Here is a 15,494-nt window from a genome sequence, read left to right as displayed (position 1 = left end):
TTCTGGGCGAAACTGGGGCTTTGACCGCCAGAGAGCGAACTTTTCCTCTTCGTCATGCTGAACTTGTTTCAGCATCCATCGCGCCGCCGGGGCCTTTGCTCAATTCGGCGAAATGGACCCTGAGCCGAAGGCCAGCGTAGCTAAACAAGTTCAGCGTGACGAAGGGGTGAATGGCCGTTCACCACCCATTCCCGTCATTCCCGCGAAGGCGGGAATCCATATCCTGACGTCACCTCCAGCGCAGCGCCGGGAAGATGAATCCTCACCTTCTCGGGGATTACGATAAAGATGCGGGGACGACGATAGACATAGAGTGTCCGCTACCCACCTATCCAGAGACCCCGCTAACCGCCACAGCCTCCACCCCATCCGCCTCGAAGCTCGCGATCGGATAGGCGCAATAATCGGCGGCGTAGTAGGCGCTCGGTCGGTGATTGCCCGATGCGCCGAGGCCGCCGAAGGGCATGTTGCCCGCCGCGCCCGTCGTCGGCCGGTTGCGGTTGACGACGCCGGCGCGGCTTTCCTCGACCATGCGCTGCCACAGCGCCTCGTCCTGAGAGATGAGGCCAGCTGACAGGCCAAACGCCGTCGCATTGGCGGTCGCGATCGCCGCGTCGAAATCGGGCACGCGGATCACCGAGAGCACCGGCGCGAAAATCTCCGCGTCAGGCGCGTTCACGCCGGTCAGGTCGAGCAGGGCAGGGGTGACGAAGGCGGCGCTGCGCCCCCCCACGCTCTCGAACCGGCGGATCACCTGCGCGCCGCGTGCGATGAGGTCGCTGACGGCGCGATGCGCGCCGGCCGCCGCCTGGTCCGACACCAGCGGCCCCATGAACGCTTCGCCCGGTTCGTTCCACGCCGCAATGGGCAAGCGCGCGGCCAATGCGGTGGTCGCCTCCACGATCGCATCGCCGACCGCCCCCTCCGGCACGATCAGCCGGCGCGCGCAGGAACAGCGCTGGCCGGTGGTGATGAAGGCCGAATTGACGATGATCGACGCGGCGGCCTCTGGCGAATCCCAGGCGATCAGCGGATTGTTGCCGCCCAGTTCCAGCGCCATGATGACGTGCGGCCGATCGACCAGCGCCCGCCGCAGCGCCGCGCCCGCGCCGGCCGATCCGGTAAAGAGCAGCCCGTCTATGTCGCCCGCGACCAGCGCCTCGCCGGTCGCGCGGCCGCCCTGCACGACATGCAGCAGCCCGTCGGGTAGGCCCGCCGCCGCCCAGGCGTCCGCCATCGCCGCGCCGGTGGCTGGCGCGATCTCGGACGGCTTGAAGACGACGGCATTGCCCGCGATCAGCGCCGGCACGATATGGCCGTTGGGCAGATGGCCGGGAAAATTATAGGGGCCAAGCACCGCCATCACCCCATGGCCGCGATGGCGCAGCACCGCACGGCCGAACGGCATGTCGGCCGCGCGCTCGCCGGTGCGCTCGGCATGGGCCTTGATCGACACCTCGACCTTGGCGATCATCGATCCGACCTCGGCGTCGCTTTCCCACAACAGCTTGCCGGTCTCGCGCGAAATCAGCTCCGCCAGCGCCGCGCGTCGCTCACCCAATATTGTGGCGTAGCGGCGCGCAACGGCGATCCGCTCTTCGACCGGCAGCGCCCGCCAGCCCGGCAGGGCGGCACGAGCGGCGGCAATCGCGGCGTTGCTGGCGGCGGCGTCCGCTTGCGGCCCTTCCCACACCAGTTCGCGCGAGGCGGGATCGAAGGATTGCAGCATGGCGTTCATCCCTTCGCCTGCGCGCTGGTCATGGCGAATATGCCGGTCGCATTGCCGGTGTCGAAGGCAAGGTCGAGCCGGCCTGTCTCCGGGTCGATGTCGCGGCTGATGAATTCGTAGAAGGAACCCGGCACCTGCCGCACCTGCCCATCGGCGAAGGCCCGCTCGACGCTGTCGGCGCGAAAGGCGGTCTGGCGCACCCGGCCGGTGGCGGAAATTTCCAGCCGTTCCTTCATCGGCCGATCCTCGGCTTTCAGCCGGTCGGCGAGCGCGGCGACATCCGCCACCCGGTCGGTCGCATGGTTGAAGGCATTGCCTTCGGTCGCGATCCACGCCGCTTCGTTCGAGCGCGACAGGAGCAGCTGATAATCGGCGAAATCGGGCGCATCATGCTGCCGATCGAAAGCGGCGAGGATCGTCGGCAACGACGCCATAGCCTCGGCCAGAGGCGCGGCGCCGTCGGCCTCGAACCGCCCCAGCAGCGCCTTGGCCGGCCCATCGAGCGGATCGCGCGACGTGCCGAACACCCGCGCGGCGGCCTCGCCAAATTCGGCGTCGAAGCGATCGACATGGAGTTCGGAAAGAAAGAATTGCGGGATCGCCTCGGGGAAATCGCGATGGCGATAGGCGCGGCCGGTCATCTTCAGCCGGTCGAGCGGATAGAGCGCCGCCATCTCATAACCCAGCGGCAGGAAGATGCGGGTGAACGCATCCTCGCCGCCGGGCAGAGCGCCGGTCGGTCCTTCGGGCAAGCGCACGGTGCGGAGCGCGCCATGATCGAACAGCACCTTGCCCCCGCGCGCCAGTGTGTCGGCGACATAGGCCGCGCCGCTCGGCACCCGGCGCAGCAGGTCGTCGAACAAAGCGACGTTCATCGCCATCGCAAAAGCCGCGCGCGACACCAAGTCGCCGCGTTCGGCGAGCAGCGCCGGATCGATCGCCAGCATGTCCAGCGTCGCGCGGGCACGGTCCTCGCCGAGCGCGCCTGCAACCAGCGCTTCAAGATGTCCCATATTCGCGTTCGACATGATAGGCTCCAGTGAGAAGCCTCAATATAGCTTGTGGAGCCTCGCATTCAAAATGGCGAGTGCGCATATGCAAATGCGAGAATGGAATGAAGAGTAAATCCGTCCGACTGCCGCCCATGCAGGCTCTCAACGCCTTCGCCGCGGCAGCGCGGCATGGCGGCTTTTCTCAGGCAGGGGAGGAGATCGGTCTTACCCAGAGTGCCGTCAACCGCCAGATCGCGCAGCTGGAGGCGATGCTCGGCACGCCGCTGTTCGACCGGATCGGCCGCCGGGTGCGCCTCAATGAGGCGGGCCGCGCCTATGCCGAGGAGTTGGTTCCCGCGCTCGACCGCATCCGCCGCGCGACCGCTCGCGCTGCCGCCCGGCCCACGCACCGCGCCCTGCGGGTCGCCACCCTGCCGAGCTTCGGGATGCGCTGGCTCGCCCCGCGCCTGCCGCAGCTGACCGCCCGCCATCCCGACTTGATCGTGGACTTCGCCGCCCGGTCGGAACCCTTCGACTTCGCCCATGAAAACTTCGATTCAGCTGTTCACTTCGGTGTTCGCTTAGACTGGCCGGGCGTCGAAATGGACTTTCTGTTCCGTGAGGAAGCGGTGCCCGTCTGCGCGCCCGACTGGCTCGCCGCCCACCCGCTCCGCACCCCGGCCGATCTGCTCGACGTGCCGCTGCTGAGCCAGAGTTCGCGCCGCGACGCCTGGCCGCGATGGCTGAGCGCGGCGGGCGTGGACGTGTCAGGGCTGCGGCCGGGGCCGGCCTTCGAGCATTTTCTGATGCTGGCGCAGGCGTCGGCGGCAGGCGCGGGGGTGGCGCTGATCCCGAGCTTTCTCATCCAGCCGGAGCTGGAAGCGGGCACGCTCGTCATCCCCTTCGCCCGCCCCCTGTCGAGCGAACGGGCCTATTATCTCGTCTATCCGCCGGGGGCTCTGAGCGGCCCGCTGGCGCTGTTCCGCGACTGGATGGTGGAGCAGGCGCGGGGCTGAAACCTACATCTTCTTGGGCATGCAATCGGCTCCAGCCGCCTTGACCGCGCCGCACAGCCGCGTCGCGGCTTCGCTGCTGGCGACCGGGCCGGCCTGGAGCCGGGTGACGGGGCCGGCCTTCACCAGATAGGGCTGATAGGCCGCGAGGCCACCGACCTTGCGGCTGAGTTCGCCCCACAGCGCGCGGGCGCGGCTTTCCTCACCGAACGCGCCAAGCTGGACGCGCCAGCCGCCCGCTGCCGGGGCCGCGACCTGCGCGGCGGGGCGGGGCGCAGGCGGCGTGGGCTTGGGCGGCGCGGGCTTGGCAACAGCAACCTGCGCCGGTTTGGGCGCGGCCGGGACAGGGGCGGGAGTCGGTCGATAGGGGGTGGAGGGCGGCAAGTCGGTGGTGCGCACCGAGGACGGCGCACTGCGCGCCGGCGCAGGCGTCGAAGGTGCTGCCGCCAGCGCGGTTCCGCTGCCCGACTTCTCCAGGCTGGCGGCGAGCGCCAGCCCCTGCTTGCGCTGATCCTCGGGGATATATTTGTCCATCTGCGCAAGACTGGTCGCCGCCTGCGGCAGGCCGGATGCCGACGCGCGCGTCATCAGCGCATAGGCGCGGACCCAGTCCTTGCCGATCAGGTCGCCGTTGAACAAAGCCGTGCCGACAATATATTGCGCCCGCGGCTCGCCCCGCGCGGCGGCGCGTTGCAGATAGGTGATCGCATTGGCGCGGTCGCCCTGCTGGAACATCAGCAGCCCCAGATTATCCTCGGCGCGCAAATGGCCCTGCTGCGCCGCCTTCCGATACCAGTCGAGCGCGACATTGAGGTCGGGCTGCACCCCGCGCCCCAGCTTGTAGGCCTGACCCAGGTTGAACTGCGCGTCGGGATCGCCCGCCTGCGCCAGCGGCCGCCATTCGGCCACCGCCTTCGCATAGTCGCCCTGCTGCCAGGCATCGACGCCCGCCTTGACGTCCGCCAGCGCAGGCGCGCCAAGGCCCAGCACCGCGACCGCAGCCGCCATTCCCCAAAATTGCTTCATGCGCCCAAGCTCCCGCGCGAGATGATGTCGCCCGCTTCTATCATCTCTCAAGGTTAATGTCGTCTTAGCATAGCCGTTCTTCACGCCCCCATCTGTCCCATGCCGGCAAAGACTTTGCAGGTTAACCGAATTTTAGGCGCAGCCATGGCATCCCGCGAAGGAACTGGATTTTCTGGGGGGATTTGCGTGCGGATATTGGCATTGGCGTCGCAGAAGGGCGGATCGGGCAAGACCACCCTGTCGGGCCATCTCGCCGTGCAGGCGCAGATTGCCGGCGCCGGACCCGTCGTGCTGATCGACATCGACCCGCAGGGTTCGCTCGCCGACTGGTGGAACGAGCGGGAGGCGGAATATCCTGCTTTTGCTCAGACCACCGTCGCCCGCCTCGCCGCCGACCTCGAAATCCTGCGCCAGCAAGGGTTCAAGCTGGCCGTCATCGACACCCCGCCCGCCATCACCATGGCGATCCAGAGCGTCATTTCGGTCGCTGAGCTGATCGTCGTGCCGACCCGCCCCAGCCCGCACGACCTGCGCGCAGTGGGCGCGACGGTGGACCTGTGCGAGCGCGCCGGCAAGCCGCTGATCTTCGTCGTCAACGCCGCGACGCCCAAGGCGCGGATCACGTCGGAAGCCGCCGTCGCCCTGTCGCAGCATGGCACGGTCGCGCCAGTCACCTTGCATCATCGCACCGATTTCGCTGCCTCGATGATCGACGGGCGAACGGTGATGGAGGTTGATCCCAACGGCCGTTCCTCGGCGGAGGTCCAGGCGCTGTGGACCTATATCTCCGACCGGCTCGAGAAGAATTTCCGCCGCACGGTCTTTTCCGTGCCCCAGGGCAGCGTCGGCACGGTCGCCACGCGCCCCTCCAGCGGCGGCTTCGGCCGCCGCGTGATCGGCCAGTAAGGGAGTCCGAACATCATGGCCGAACCCAAACCGATCGCTTCGCTCACCTCCGGCCTGCTCGCACGCAAGGGCGCGGCCCAGCCTGCCATGCGCCGTCCGATGCTGGGTTTCGGCCGGGCAGCTGCGGCTGCGGTGCAGCAGGACGATCTGGGCTGGAATGATATGGGCTTTGACGTGAGCGGCTTCGAGGCCGAACCCGAGGCCGTCGCGGAAGCGCCCGCGCCGATCGGGCTGACGCCGATGCCCGCGCCGGCCCCTGCCGTGCCGCCTGTCGTCGCCGAACGCAAGCAACTGGCCAGGCGGGTCGCGGCGACCATCGCGCCGGCGACTGCCGGGCGCAAGGCCGCCTTCACGCTGCGGCTCGACGCCGAACGCCATCTCAAGCTGCGGCTTGCGGTCGCGGTCACGCGGCGGTCGGCCCAGCAGATCGTGACGCAAGCATTGGACGAATATCTCGACAACCTGCCGGAGATCGACCGGCTGACCAAGCAGCTGCCGCTGACTCGCGACGGCCAGTGAATGAAGGGTGGGTAGACATATGAACCGCAACAATTTCGGAAAGGCGGCGCTGTCATCGCTGATCGTCGCCACGACCATGGTGGGCTGCTCGGGCGCGGCTTATCATCCCCGCACGTCCGCCGTGCAGCCGAAGGCTGATCCGGCCAAGTTCGCCGAGGAGGCCGGGCGCGCGCTCGCCGCCCGCAATGCCGGCAAGGCAGTAGACGCCGCCGAGGCCGCCGTCCGCCTTGCGCCGCAGAACGCGTCCTATCGCCAGATGCTGGGCCGCGCCTATGTGCTCGCCGGCCGCTTCGCCTCCGCCGACACGGCGCTGAGCGACGCGATGACGCTGGGCAGCAGCGACGCCAGCACGATCGTCAACCTGGCGCTGGTCAAGGTGGCGCAGGGCCGCGCCGACGAAGCGCGCAGCCTGCTGACCGCCAACGCCGGATCGGTGCCCGCCGCCGACTATGGCCTGGCGATGGCGATGGCGGGCGACCCGATCGAGGGCGTCCGCATCCTCACCCAAGCGATCCAGGATCCCTCCGCGACCGCGCGCACACGCCAGAATCTGGCCTATGCCTTTGCGCTCGCAGGCCGCTGGAAAGACGCGCGCATGATGGTGGGCATGGACATGGAGCCGCTCGCCGCCAATAAGCGCATTTCCGACTGGGCGCAGATCGCCGAACCCTCCCTGGCCCCGCTGCGCGTCGCGGCCCTGATGGGCGTCGCCCTCAACGAGAATGATCCGGGCCAGCCTGTCGCCCTGGCGCTCGCCGCGCCTGCCGCCGACATGCCGGTGCAGATGGCCGAGGCCGCGCCGGAAGCCGCGCCCGAACCCGAAGCGCCCGTCGCTGTGGCGGAGGCCACACCCGCACCCGCGCCAGTGGCGGAGCAAGCGCCGGCCATCAAGGCTCCCGAAACGCCGGTGCGCGTCGCCGCCCGCGACTTCGTGGTCGAGGATCAGGCCGGAAAGCCGGTCGCGAAGCCCGTCGCCAAGGCGGCCGCAAAGCCGACCTCCAAGCCGCAGCCGATGCCCGCCGCCAAGGTCCAGCAGGTCGCCTTCCTGAAGCCAGTCGCCAATGGCGCGAGCGGGTGGGTGGTGCAACTGGGCGCTTATGACAGCCCCGCCATCGCCAAGGAAAAATGGCTGAGCATGGCCGGCCGCAACGCCACGCTGGCCGCCTTCCCGGTGCTGACCAGCCAGGCGACGGTCAAGGGCAAGGCGTTCCACCGCCTCGCGATCAGTGGCTTCGCCAATCGCGGCGACGCCCAGGCGGCCTGTCGCATCATCCAGTCGAACAAGGGCCAGTGCTTCGTGCGTGAGGCCGCGCCGGGCGCAACGCCCCAGCGCTGGGCCGTCGCAAGCCGGGGCCGCCAGTTCGCCTCGCGCTGATCCACTCTCCTCCCAAGCCTCAGGGGCGCGCGTGGTCTTAAGACGGGGCGCGCCCTTCTTTTTATGCCTTGCCGGGCGGGCGGCCGCGCCGGCGCGCCTCCGGGTCGGCCAGCCTGACGCCGCGTCGCTTCAACGCTTCGCGTAGCAGCATATCGACCTGCGCATTGACGCTTCGGAACTCGGCAGCCGCGCAGCGCTCCAGCGCCTCGTAGAGCGCGGTGTCGATACGCAGGGGAAAGGCCTTGCGCAGGGAAGCGTCATCCTTCGACACCTGACCGCCTATTGATAAAGAGTGCCGGTGTTGACGACGGGCTGGGTCTCGCGTTCGCCGCAGAGCACTACCATGAGATTGCTGACCATCGCCGCGCGCCTTTCGTCATCCAGCTCGACCACATTCTTGGCCGATAGCTGATCGAGCGCCAGTTCGACCATCGTCACCGCGCCTTCCACGAGCCGGGTCCGTGCGGCGATCACCGCCTCGGCCTGTTGGCGGCGCAGCATCGCCTGCGCGATCTCCGGCGCATAAGCCAGATGGGTCAGGCGACATTCGTCGATGCTGACCCCGGCAATCGCCACGCGCTCCTGCAATTCGGCCTGCAACTCGTCGGCGACATGCGCGCCGTCGCCGCGCAGCGTCTTTTCCTCATGCTCGAAATCATCATAGGGGTAGCGCGACCCGATCGCCCGAACCGCGCTCTCAATCTGAATTTCCACAAACGCCTTGTAATCGTCGACATCGAACAGCGCCTGCGCCGAGTCCGTGACCCGCCACACGACATTCGCGGCGATCTCGACCGGATTGCCGCGCTTGTCGTTGATCTTGAGCTTTTCCGACGTAACGTTGTGGGCGCGCACGCTGATCTTCTGCTTGGCAAGCCAGGGCAGCACCCAGCGTAGACCCGGCGTGCGGTCGGTGCCCTTGTAATCTCCGAACAGCAGGATCGCCGCTGCTTGATTGGGCTGAATCAGATAGAAACCCGATAAGATGAAGACGAAAAGGGCCAGGCTGCCGACCAGCAGCGCTGCGCCGGTCCCCTCATTGCCTTCGCCCATTCCGGCAAAGCCATACAGGGCAGCGAGGATGCAGAACAAAAGCAGGAGCAGCATGATGTAGCCGCTCATCGTGGCAATGGTGCGTTCGCGTGTCGCCTGAAGCGCCATGATCGAGTCCCTCCCCGAAACCTGATATCATTTTTATATCATGTGCCACTAGTGGGCAACCGGCTATGGCCCAGGAGCGCGCTGCGCTTTACGGCGGGCTTTAGAGGAGACCGGCATGATTGAGCTGGACGATATCATCGACGCGGCGAGAGTTATCGCGCCAGCCGCCGTGCGAACGCCGCTGCTGGAAAATGACGTGCTCAATGCGCGCGCCGGCCGGCGGGTGCTGCTGAAGTTCGAGGGCGCGCAGCGCACCGGATCGTTCAAGTTTCGCGGTGCATATAACCGGCTCGCCCGCCTCGATGGTGCCGAGAGGGCGGCGGGGGTGGTCGCCTGGTCGTCGGGCAATCATGCCCAGGGTGTCGCGGCGGCCGCGCGTCTGCTGGACATGCCGGCGACGATCGTGATGCCCGCCGACGCGCCCGCCATCAAGCTCGCCAACACCCGCGCGCTGGGGGCTGAGGTCGTGACCTATGACCGGCATCGCGAGAGTCGCGAGGAGATCGCCACTGCGCTGGCGCAGAGCCGGGGCGCGACTTTGGTGCCGTCCTTCGACGATCCCTGGATCATCGCGGGGCAGGGGACGGCGGGGCTGGAGATTGTCGAGCAAGCGGCGGAGGCGGGTGTGACAATCGGGCAGCTGCTGGTCTGTTGCGGCGGCGGCGGGTTGACCGCCGGCATCGCCACCGCGGTTAAGGCGCACCATCCCGCTACCGACATCTACACGGTCGAGCCTGCAGGCTTTGATGATACGGCCCGGTCGCTGGCGAGCGGGGTGCGGGAGAGCGTCGCGCCGGATGCGCTTACCATCTGCGATGCGTTGATGGCGCCCAGTCCCGGCGCGTTGACCTTCCCGATCAATCAATCCTTGCTTGCCGGAGGGCTGGTGGTCAGCGACGATCAGGTTCGCGAGGCGATGCGCTTCGCTTTCTCGGTGCTCAAGCTGGTGGTCGAACCGGGCGGCGCGGTAGCGCTGGCGGCGATGCTGAGCGGCGTCGCGCCGCCCTGCGAAGGCGCGAGCGTAGTCATAGTGTCGGGCAGCAATGTCGATCCGGCGCTGTTTGCGGCGATCATCAGCGCGGGTCAGTGATCCGCGTCGCTGCGCAGCGGGCGCTTCACCTTCTTGAGCTGGCGCAGGCCCAGCCCCACGGCGAGGATCGTGACGGGGATCAGCGCCAGGTCGAGCCAGCCGGGCCAATGCAGCCCCTGATGCTCCAGCGCCTCCCGGACATAATGGAGCAGCCCCAGCGCATAATAGCTGATCGCGACAACCGACAGACCCTCGACCGTGTGCTGAAGGCGTAGCTGGAGGCCGGTGCGGCGGTCCATCGAGGCCAGAAGGTCGCGGTTGCGCCGGGCGAGCGCGGTATCGACACGGGTCCGCAGCATGGCGCTGGTCCAGGCAGTGCGCTGCGACAGATCCTCCAGCCGCCGCGTGAAGGCATCGCAGGTGCGGGTCGCGGGCAGCAGCCGCCGCTCGGTGAAATCATCGAGCGAGCCATAGCCCCGCACCGGCGCTACATCAAGCCGGCGCAGCCGGTCGAAGCAGATGTCGGCATAGGCGCGGGTGGCGCTCATCCGGTAGCGGGTCCGGGCGACGATCTGCGCCAGTTCGGCGCTCAACGCCGAGAGGCGATCGAGCACCTGATCCGGATCGGCTTCCTTTTCGGCCACCTGGGTGGTGATGGCAGTCAGCCTTTGCTCCAGATCGGTGACGATAGGCGTCGCTTGCTGCGCTTCGGGCAGGCCGAGCAGCGCCATCTTGCGGTAGTTGCCGAGTTCCTGAAGCCGCTGGACGAGTTGCGCGGTTTCAGCCCCCTCCAGCCCGCGATCCTCGATCAGCAACTGGCCGAAGCCGCGCGGGTGGAGGCGGAAGTCGCTCCAGATACGCGCGCGGCCCTGGGCAACATCGGAGATGACGAGGTCGTCGAGCGAGAACCAGCGGGCGATGTCGGCCTCCGCTGGCGGCGCGTCGACCAGCGCGATCTGGCTGGAGCGGAGAATGACGCCCGGTAGCTGCGCGATCCAGCCGGGAACGCGCTCGAAAGGCGTCAGATCGAACGGCGCCCCGCCGCCTGCCACCGTGAAGCTGTAGGTCATGAACTCGGTATGCCGTTCCCAGGCAAAGCCGAGATCGCCGAGGCGGCAGGCGAAGAAGCGTTCGGCGGGCGCGGCGGCAACGCCTTCCGCCGCGAGCAAGTCGGTTATGGCGGCAATGCTCTGCCGGGCTTCGCTTTCGCTTACCTGCATGACGAACTGGAGCATCCGGGCCGGCGCGCGCAGCGGTGGCATCTTGCGGATGTGCATTTCGCGGGAAAGCGAGGCGCGCAGGGGATGGCTGCGAACCGCCAGGCGGAGAAAGTCCGCCGGCGCGCTGTGCTTGTCCATGCTCATGCCTGCTCCCCAGCCGCTTGATCTGGCTTTTAGTCCGACTAATGATCTCGGCGCAACGCTTTCCGCGCGCCAGTCTCAGACCCGGCGTGCGATCGCTCCGGCGGCCCACCCCATAGCGACCGCCAGGGCGATGGCGACCAGACCATAAGCGAAGGACCAATGTTCGGCAGCGGTCGCCATGAACTGCTCGAAGCCCGATTTGCGCACGGTGATGTCGCGGACGGCGGCGGCGACGACACGGCCGTCCTGCACCAGAAATGTCTCGGCGGTATAATCGCCGACGATGACGCGGGCCGATAGCGGCAGGCGGGCGCGGTAGAGAACGCCGTCGGTGATTTCGACCGTGCCGGGCTTTTCCACGAACAAGCCCGCGCGGTCGCGCAGATCGACCAACCCCGCCTGAAAGCGGCTGATTTCCTCGCTGTCGTTGAGCGAGGCGGGGGAGAGCTGAAGCTTGTCCACGCCCAGTTCGTAAATAGCGGCGGTGCGGTCATCCACGATCCGGTCGATCGGGCGGGACGAGGCCATGGCGTAGAAGCTGGGGGCGGAGCGGAAGCGGGCGGTGTCGGCATTGACCCAGATGCCAGCGACCTTCTGCTTTTCGCGCATCACGATCGACTGTTCCGGCCCCTTCAACACAACGACGATGTCGGCGGGCCGCTCCGGCTTGCGTCCGTCGGGATAGACGATCGCGCCGAACAGCAGCAGGTCCGCGCCGGTGAAGCTGTACTGGATCACGACTTCGCGCTGCGATACGTCGGGAACCAATATGGGCGCGTCGGCCGCGCTCAGCAGCAGCGCGGCCGGCATCAAGGCGAAGGTGCGCCGGCGCATCAGCGCAGCTCGATCGTGTAGATTTCGTCCGGCCGCCAGCCAAGGCCAAGCGCCATGCGGAAGGCGACGATTAACACGATCGCCGCCAACAGGATGCGCAGATATTCCGGGCGGATCGACATGGAGATGCGGGTGCCGACCTGTGCACCGGTGACGCTGCCGATCAGCAGCAGCATGGCGAGGACGAGATCGACCGCCTTGGTCGTCAGGGCGTGCATCATCGTCGTCGCCATCGTGACGAACAGGATCTGGAACAGCGATGTGCCGACAACCGACTGCGTGGTCATCCCCAGCAGATAGAGCATCGCCGGCACCAGGATGAAGCCGCCGCCCACCCCCAGCAACATGGTGAGGATGCCCGTCGCTATGCCGAGCAGCAGCGGCGCGAGCGGCGAGATGTAGAGGCCCGAGCGATAGAAGCGCCAGCGCATCGGCAGCGCGGCGACCAGCGGATGATGCCTGCGGGTGCGCGCCTGGAGCCGCTTGCCGGTCTTGAGCGCGACCAGCGCCTGGATCGATTCCTTCGCCATCAGCCCGCCGATGCCGCCGAGCATCAGCACATAGAGAATGCCGATGACCGTATCGATCTGACCAAGCTGCTGGAGCAGGCGGAAGATGAGGACGCCGAGCCCCGCGCCGACCACGCCGCCCGCGATCAGCACGCCGCCCATGCGGAAATCGACAGTGCCGCGCTCCATGTGGGTGACGACCCCGGACACGCTCGCGCCTGTGACCTGCGAGGCAGCCGAGGCGGCGGCGACGGTGGGCGGGATGCCGTAGAAGATCAGCAGCGGCGTCGTCAGGAACCCGCCGCCCACACCGAACATGCCCGACAGCAAGCCGACGACGCCGCCGAGGCCGATGATGACCAGCGCGTTGACCGACAGGTTGGCGATGGGCAGGTAGAGATCCATGCTGACCCTGCGGTAGCCCCAAAGCGGTGCGAGCGGAAGGCTGGAGCTTAAAAATCGGCAGCCAGAGTGACGGCGAGGCCGGAGCCCGGACGGGCATTTCCCGCGACCCGCTCGCGCCATTCGACCGCGATGCGCGCGCCCGTGTGCGGCAGAGGAAGGCGTAGTTGCAGTTCCGGGCCGACATCCAGCCGGCTGACGCCGGGCTGCGCCCCGCCGGAGATCGCGCCGCCTATCTTCAGGAGGGATTGGGCAATGGGGGAGAGAAGCGAGAGCTTGCCGTCGATAAACAGGTCGCGTTGCCTAAGGCCGACCATCCCCGCCTGGCCATAGGCTTCGGCCTGGACGCGCGGCGCTACATCGACGGGACCAAAGCCGCCCACGACCATGATGCTGGTGGCGTCGCGCGCGCCCTTGCCAAGCGCGATGCGGCGCTCTGCGGCCACCGTTACCGGAATGGCGCGAGAGGGCTGAAAGGCGAGGCCGATCGCCGCTTCGGGGGCGGCGGGGCGCTGGAGCGCACTGGTGAGGCGGCCATAGGCGGTAGCGCGGCTGCGGGCCTGCGGGATCAGCTCATAATCGACCCGAAGCCCGGCCTGCGATCCGCCCAGCCGGCCCGCCGACACCAGATCCGCACCGCTCGGCGCGTCTTCGCGCCAAAGCGTCCAGGCGCTTGCGCGCCAGCGATCGGGACTGCGCGGCGTAGCGACCGGGATGGGCGGCGGCGCGGCGGTGGTCTGGCGCGGCCGCATATAGTCCGGGTCAGACGCAAAATGGCGGTTGGCGAAGGCGACGGTGAATATGATGAAATTCATGAGGTCGACCTGCATTGCATCGTCGGCGCGCGGCGTGACGGCCATGCGCGGCGCCGCAGGTGCGGCTTGAGGGACGAACGGAACTGCGCGCCCTTGCGCGCGGCGCAGCAACGCGGGTGGCAGCGCCGCGACGGCGGTGGAGGCGAGGACGGCCTGCGGCAGGGCCGGAACGGGCTGGCGCGGCTTGGCGGCATAATCGATTGCGGCACGGGAGGGTGGATCGGGCAGCAGCGCCATCTGGCCTACCAGCCGCGCGCCGGTCCATCCCACGGCCAGCAGGCAGAAGAAGCGCAGCGGGCGGCTGTTGACGGCGCTCGTCATGTGTCGGCATGCAGTTCGGGAAAGCGGTGCTGGGTCTTGTCCCAGCGCAGCGGTACGCCCCAGAGCGACTTGGCATAGAGGAAGACGGCGCGCCGGGCGGCAAGGATCGCGATATAGTTGGCGATGATGGTGCGGGGAACCGACCCCAAGCCCTGACGCCAGCCATAGGTGCGGCGGACAAACAGCGCCCGCACCGCAGTGCGCCACGCCATCAGCCAGAGGTTCAGCCAAAGCAATAGGTCCAGCAGCGGCGCGGGCGGCAGCGGCGGGACTGGCACGATCCAGCGCAGAACCGCCAGCAGCGCCCAGAGGATGAGCGCGAGATAGGCGGCGAACAGCACCAGCGCTGCGAGCGTCGCGCGCCGGTCGCGCACGCGCATCCACCATTCGGCCGGGCCGCCGTGCCAGCCCATCCGGTCCCACCCGGCGAGCGATATGCCCACCATCCAGCGCGCTTTCTGTCGCACCGCCGACTCGATCGTGTCGGGGAAATATTCGCGGGTGGCGACCAGGCCGCCCTGCCGGTCGCGCATTCGCACGAACACGCCCCGGCCGCCCAGATTGGCGATGCGCAGGCCGGCTTCATAATCTTCGGTCAGCGACGTGGGATCGAACGGGCCGCCATGCGCCGGATCGGTCAGCCGCCCCAGCATCCGCCGATCGAAGGCACAGGCGACCCCGGCGGAGGGAATGGATGCGCCCAGGGATTCGCGCACCGTCAAAGACTTGCCGTGGCTTTCGGCGAACTCGTCACAATAATGATCGGCAATAGCGCGGGTCAGCCAGCGGCCTTTCCCCGGTAGCGGCAGGACGGGCAGTTGCACCAGGTCGAACCGGTCGATCATGAAGTCGAACAGGCGGATTTCGTCGGCATGGACGACATCCTCCGCGTCATGCAGCACGACCGCCTTGAACGGCACTCCGTCGCGGATTTCGGACGCCTGCATCGCCTGCCAGAGCAGGTTGAGGCAATCCGCCTTGGTCGTCGGGCCGGGGCGGGGGTTGACGCCCAGGACAACGCGCCGGTCACCCTCCGCGATGGGGGTAATGGCAGCGATGGTCTGCGGGTCGTTGGGATAGGCGCCGACGAAGATGCGATAGTCATCCTCCCGCCACCGGCGCAGCGCGGTGCGCAGCATCGGCCCGATGACGTCCGCCTCCTGCCAGGCGGGGATGAAAATGGCGATGCGGCCGGGCGTGGCGGAGCGCGGCAGGCTTGCGGTCGTCATGCGCGGATGGCGCGCATAGACGGTCAGGTCACGCCAGGCGCGGCGGCAGACGAAGAGGATATCGACAAGCAGGTCGTCGATCCCGCCAATCGCTATGCCGATGGCGGCGAAGAGCAGCACTTCCCGGTATAGGCCGCCAAGGCCCGTCATCAGCATCTCGCCCAAGACGTGCCTCCCAACGCGCCATGGCGGGACCATGCCATTTGCGCGGGCTCGTTCCAAGACAGTAACATATTTTATACAATTCTATCCGGCGGGTTGACCTGGAT

15 protein-coding genes are annotated in these 15,494 nt (G+C 67.8%); 5 read left to right on the top strand and 10 right to left on the bottom strand.

Translation table 11 applies throughout. The features are described from left to right. Nucleotides 1-328: 328 nt before the first annotated feature. Nucleotides 329-1,729 carry a succinylglutamate-semialdehyde dehydrogenase gene (astD, locus tag V2B31_RS03665; protein WP_328275406.1) on the bottom strand — a complete coding sequence of 467 codons (1,401 nt, stop codon included), beginning with the start codon at nt 1,727-1,729 and terminating at the stop codon, nt 329-331. Nucleotides 1,730-1,734: 5 nt separating this feature from the next. Beyond that, nucleotides 1,735-2,757, bottom strand: coding sequence for a 2-oxoadipate dioxygenase/decarboxylase family protein (locus V2B31_RS03660; protein ID WP_328275404.1), 1,023 nt, complete (start codon nt 2,755-2,757; stop codon nt 1,735-1,737). A gap of 86 nt (nt 2,758-2,843) precedes the next feature. Here V2B31_RS03660 and V2B31_RS03655 point away from each other — a divergent pair, with 86 nt between their 5' ends. After that, nucleotides 2,844-3,737 carry a LysR family transcriptional regulator gene (locus tag V2B31_RS03655; RefSeq protein ID WP_328275402.1) on the top strand — a complete coding sequence of 298 codons (894 nt, stop codon included), beginning with the start codon at nt 2,844-2,846 and terminating at the stop codon, nt 3,735-3,737. A 3-nt stretch (nt 3,738-3,740) separates the two neighbouring features. Here the strand turns inward: V2B31_RS03655 and V2B31_RS03650 are convergent, their stop codons facing one another. Continuing rightward, nucleotides 3,741-4,760, bottom strand: coding sequence for an SPOR domain-containing protein (locus V2B31_RS03650; protein WP_328275400.1), 1,020 nt, complete (start codon nt 4,758-4,760; stop codon nt 3,741-3,743). A 186-nt stretch (nt 4,761-4,946) separates the two neighbouring features. Here V2B31_RS03650 and V2B31_RS03645 point away from each other — a divergent pair, with 186 nt between their 5' ends. From V2B31_RS03645 to V2B31_RS03635, 3 genes are read left to right on the top strand one after another with little or no spacing between them, the layout of a single operon-like run. Then, nucleotides 4,947-5,666, top strand: a complete 720-nt coding sequence (locus V2B31_RS03645) for a ParA family protein (RefSeq protein WP_328275398.1) — start codon at nt 4,947-4,949, stop codon at nt 5,664-5,666. A gap of 15 nt (nt 5,667-5,681) precedes the next feature. Then, nucleotides 5,682-6,185 (top strand): hypothetical protein, encoded by a 504-nt coding sequence (locus tag V2B31_RS03640; protein ID WP_328275397.1) that lies wholly within the window; start codon nt 5,682-5,684, stop codon nt 6,183-6,185. A 19-nt stretch (nt 6,186-6,204) separates the two neighbouring features. Further along, nucleotides 6,205-7,560 carry an SPOR domain-containing protein gene (locus V2B31_RS03635; RefSeq protein ID WP_328275396.1) on the top strand — a complete coding sequence of 452 codons (1,356 nt, stop codon included), beginning with the start codon at nt 6,205-6,207 and terminating at the stop codon, nt 7,558-7,560. Nucleotides 7,561-7,621: 61 nt separating this feature from the next. On the opposite strand, the gene V2B31_RS03630 is transcribed toward V2B31_RS03635, so the two are convergent. Together V2B31_RS03630 and V2B31_RS03625 are read right to left on the bottom strand one after the other, a co-directional pair. Further along, a complete protein-coding gene (locus V2B31_RS03630) occupies nt 7,622-7,831 on the bottom strand; it encodes a toxin-antitoxin system HicB family antitoxin (RefSeq protein WP_328275393.1) in 210 nt (69 codons plus the stop codon). Nucleotides 7,832-7,839: 8 nt separating this feature from the next. Continuing rightward, nucleotides 7,840-8,721 carry an SPFH domain-containing protein gene (locus V2B31_RS03625; protein WP_328275391.1) on the bottom strand — a complete coding sequence of 294 codons (882 nt, stop codon included), beginning with the start codon at nt 8,719-8,721 and terminating at the stop codon, nt 7,840-7,842. Nucleotides 8,722-8,836: 115 nt separating this feature from the next. On the opposite strand from V2B31_RS03625, the gene V2B31_RS03620 reads away from it, so the two are divergent. Continuing rightward, on the top strand, nt 8,837-9,811 hold the full coding sequence (locus V2B31_RS03620; RefSeq protein ID WP_328275389.1) for a threonine ammonia-lyase: 975 nt from the start codon (nt 8,837-8,839) through the stop codon (nt 9,809-9,811). Here V2B31_RS03620 and V2B31_RS03615 read toward each other — a convergent pair. From V2B31_RS03615 to V2B31_RS03595, 5 genes are all read right to left on the bottom strand, one after another. Then, nucleotides 9,805-11,115 (bottom strand): DUF3422 domain-containing protein, encoded by a 1,311-nt coding sequence (locus tag V2B31_RS03615; protein WP_328275387.1) that lies wholly within the window; start codon nt 11,113-11,115, stop codon nt 9,805-9,807. The two genes, V2B31_RS03620 and V2B31_RS03615, sit on opposite strands and share 7 nt — an antisense overlap. A 75-nt stretch (nt 11,116-11,190) precedes the next feature. Continuing rightward, complete coding sequence (locus tag V2B31_RS03610) at nt 11,191-11,949, bottom strand: TIGR02186 family protein (RefSeq protein ID WP_328275385.1); 759 nt, start codon at nt 11,947-11,949, stop codon at nt 11,191-11,193. Beyond that, the gene (locus tag V2B31_RS03605) at nt 11,949-12,863 is read right to left on the bottom strand and encodes a sulfite exporter TauE/SafE family protein (protein ID WP_328275383.1); all 915 of its coding nucleotides are present in this window, start codon (nt 12,861-12,863) and stop codon (nt 11,949-11,951) included. Before V2B31_RS03605 ends, V2B31_RS03610 begins: the two co-directional genes overlap by 1 nt. A gap of 47 nt (nt 12,864-12,910) precedes the next feature. Further along, nucleotides 12,911-13,996, bottom strand: coding sequence for a hypothetical protein (locus V2B31_RS03600; protein WP_328275381.1), 1,086 nt, complete (start codon nt 13,994-13,996; stop codon nt 12,911-12,913). Further along, nucleotides 13,993-15,423, bottom strand: a complete 1,431-nt coding sequence (locus tag V2B31_RS03595; RefSeq protein ID WP_328275503.1) for a glycosyl transferase family protein — start codon at nt 15,421-15,423, stop codon at nt 13,993-13,995. Before V2B31_RS03595 ends, V2B31_RS03600 begins: the two co-directional genes overlap by 4 nt. Between the last annotated feature and the right edge of the window lie 71 nt (nt 15,424-15,494).

The sequence above is a fragment of the Sphingobium sp. genome, assembly GCF_036170395.1.
Taxonomy (GTDB): Bacteria; Pseudomonadota; Alphaproteobacteria; order Sphingomonadales; family Sphingomonadaceae; genus Sphingobium.
Note: the sequence above shows the minus strand (reverse complement) of the source record. Positions and strands in the feature narration are given on the sequence as shown.

Coding starts and splice junctions, on each gene's coding strand:
- V2B31_RS03605 (WP_328275383.1), bottom strand. CDS start 12,863: ATGGATCTCTACCTGCCCATCGCCAACCTGTCGGTCAACGCGCTGGTC.
- V2B31_RS03610 (WP_328275385.1), bottom strand. CDS start 11,949: ATGCGCCGGCGCACCTTCGCCTTGATGCCGGCCGCGCTGCTGCTGAGC.
- V2B31_RS03615 (WP_328275387.1), bottom strand. CDS start 11,115: ATGAGCATGGACAAGCACAGCGCGCCGGCGGACTTTCTCCGCCTGGCG.
- V2B31_RS03595 (WP_328275503.1), bottom strand. CDS start 15,423: ATGGTCCCGCCATGGCGCGTTGGGAGGCACGTCTTGGGCGAGATGCTG.
- V2B31_RS03620 (WP_328275389.1), top strand. CDS start 8,837: ATGATTGAGCTGGACGATATCATCGACGCGGCGAGAGTTATCGCGCCA.
- V2B31_RS03640 (WP_328275397.1), top strand. CDS start 5,682: ATGGCCGAACCCAAACCGATCGCTTCGCTCACCTCCGGCCTGCTCGCA.
- V2B31_RS03625 (WP_328275391.1), bottom strand. CDS start 8,721: ATGGCGCTTCAGGCGACACGCGAACGCACCATTGCCACGATGAGCGGC.
- V2B31_RS03655 (WP_328275402.1), top strand. CDS start 2,844: ATGAAGAGTAAATCCGTCCGACTGCCGCCCATGCAGGCTCTCAACGCC.
- V2B31_RS03600 (WP_328275381.1), bottom strand. CDS start 13,996: ATGACGAGCGCCGTCAACAGCCGCCCGCTGCGCTTCTTCTGCCTGCTG.
- V2B31_RS03650 (WP_328275400.1), bottom strand. CDS start 4,760: ATGAAGCAATTTTGGGGAATGGCGGCTGCGGTCGCGGTGCTGGGCCTT.
- astD (WP_328275406.1), bottom strand. CDS start 1,729: ATGCTGCAATCCTTCGATCCCGCCTCGCGCGAACTGGTGTGGGAAGGG.
- V2B31_RS03660 (WP_328275404.1), bottom strand. CDS start 2,757: ATGTCGAACGCGAATATGGGACATCTTGAAGCGCTGGTTGCAGGCGCG.
- V2B31_RS03635 (WP_328275396.1), top strand. CDS start 6,205: ATGAACCGCAACAATTTCGGAAAGGCGGCGCTGTCATCGCTGATCGTC.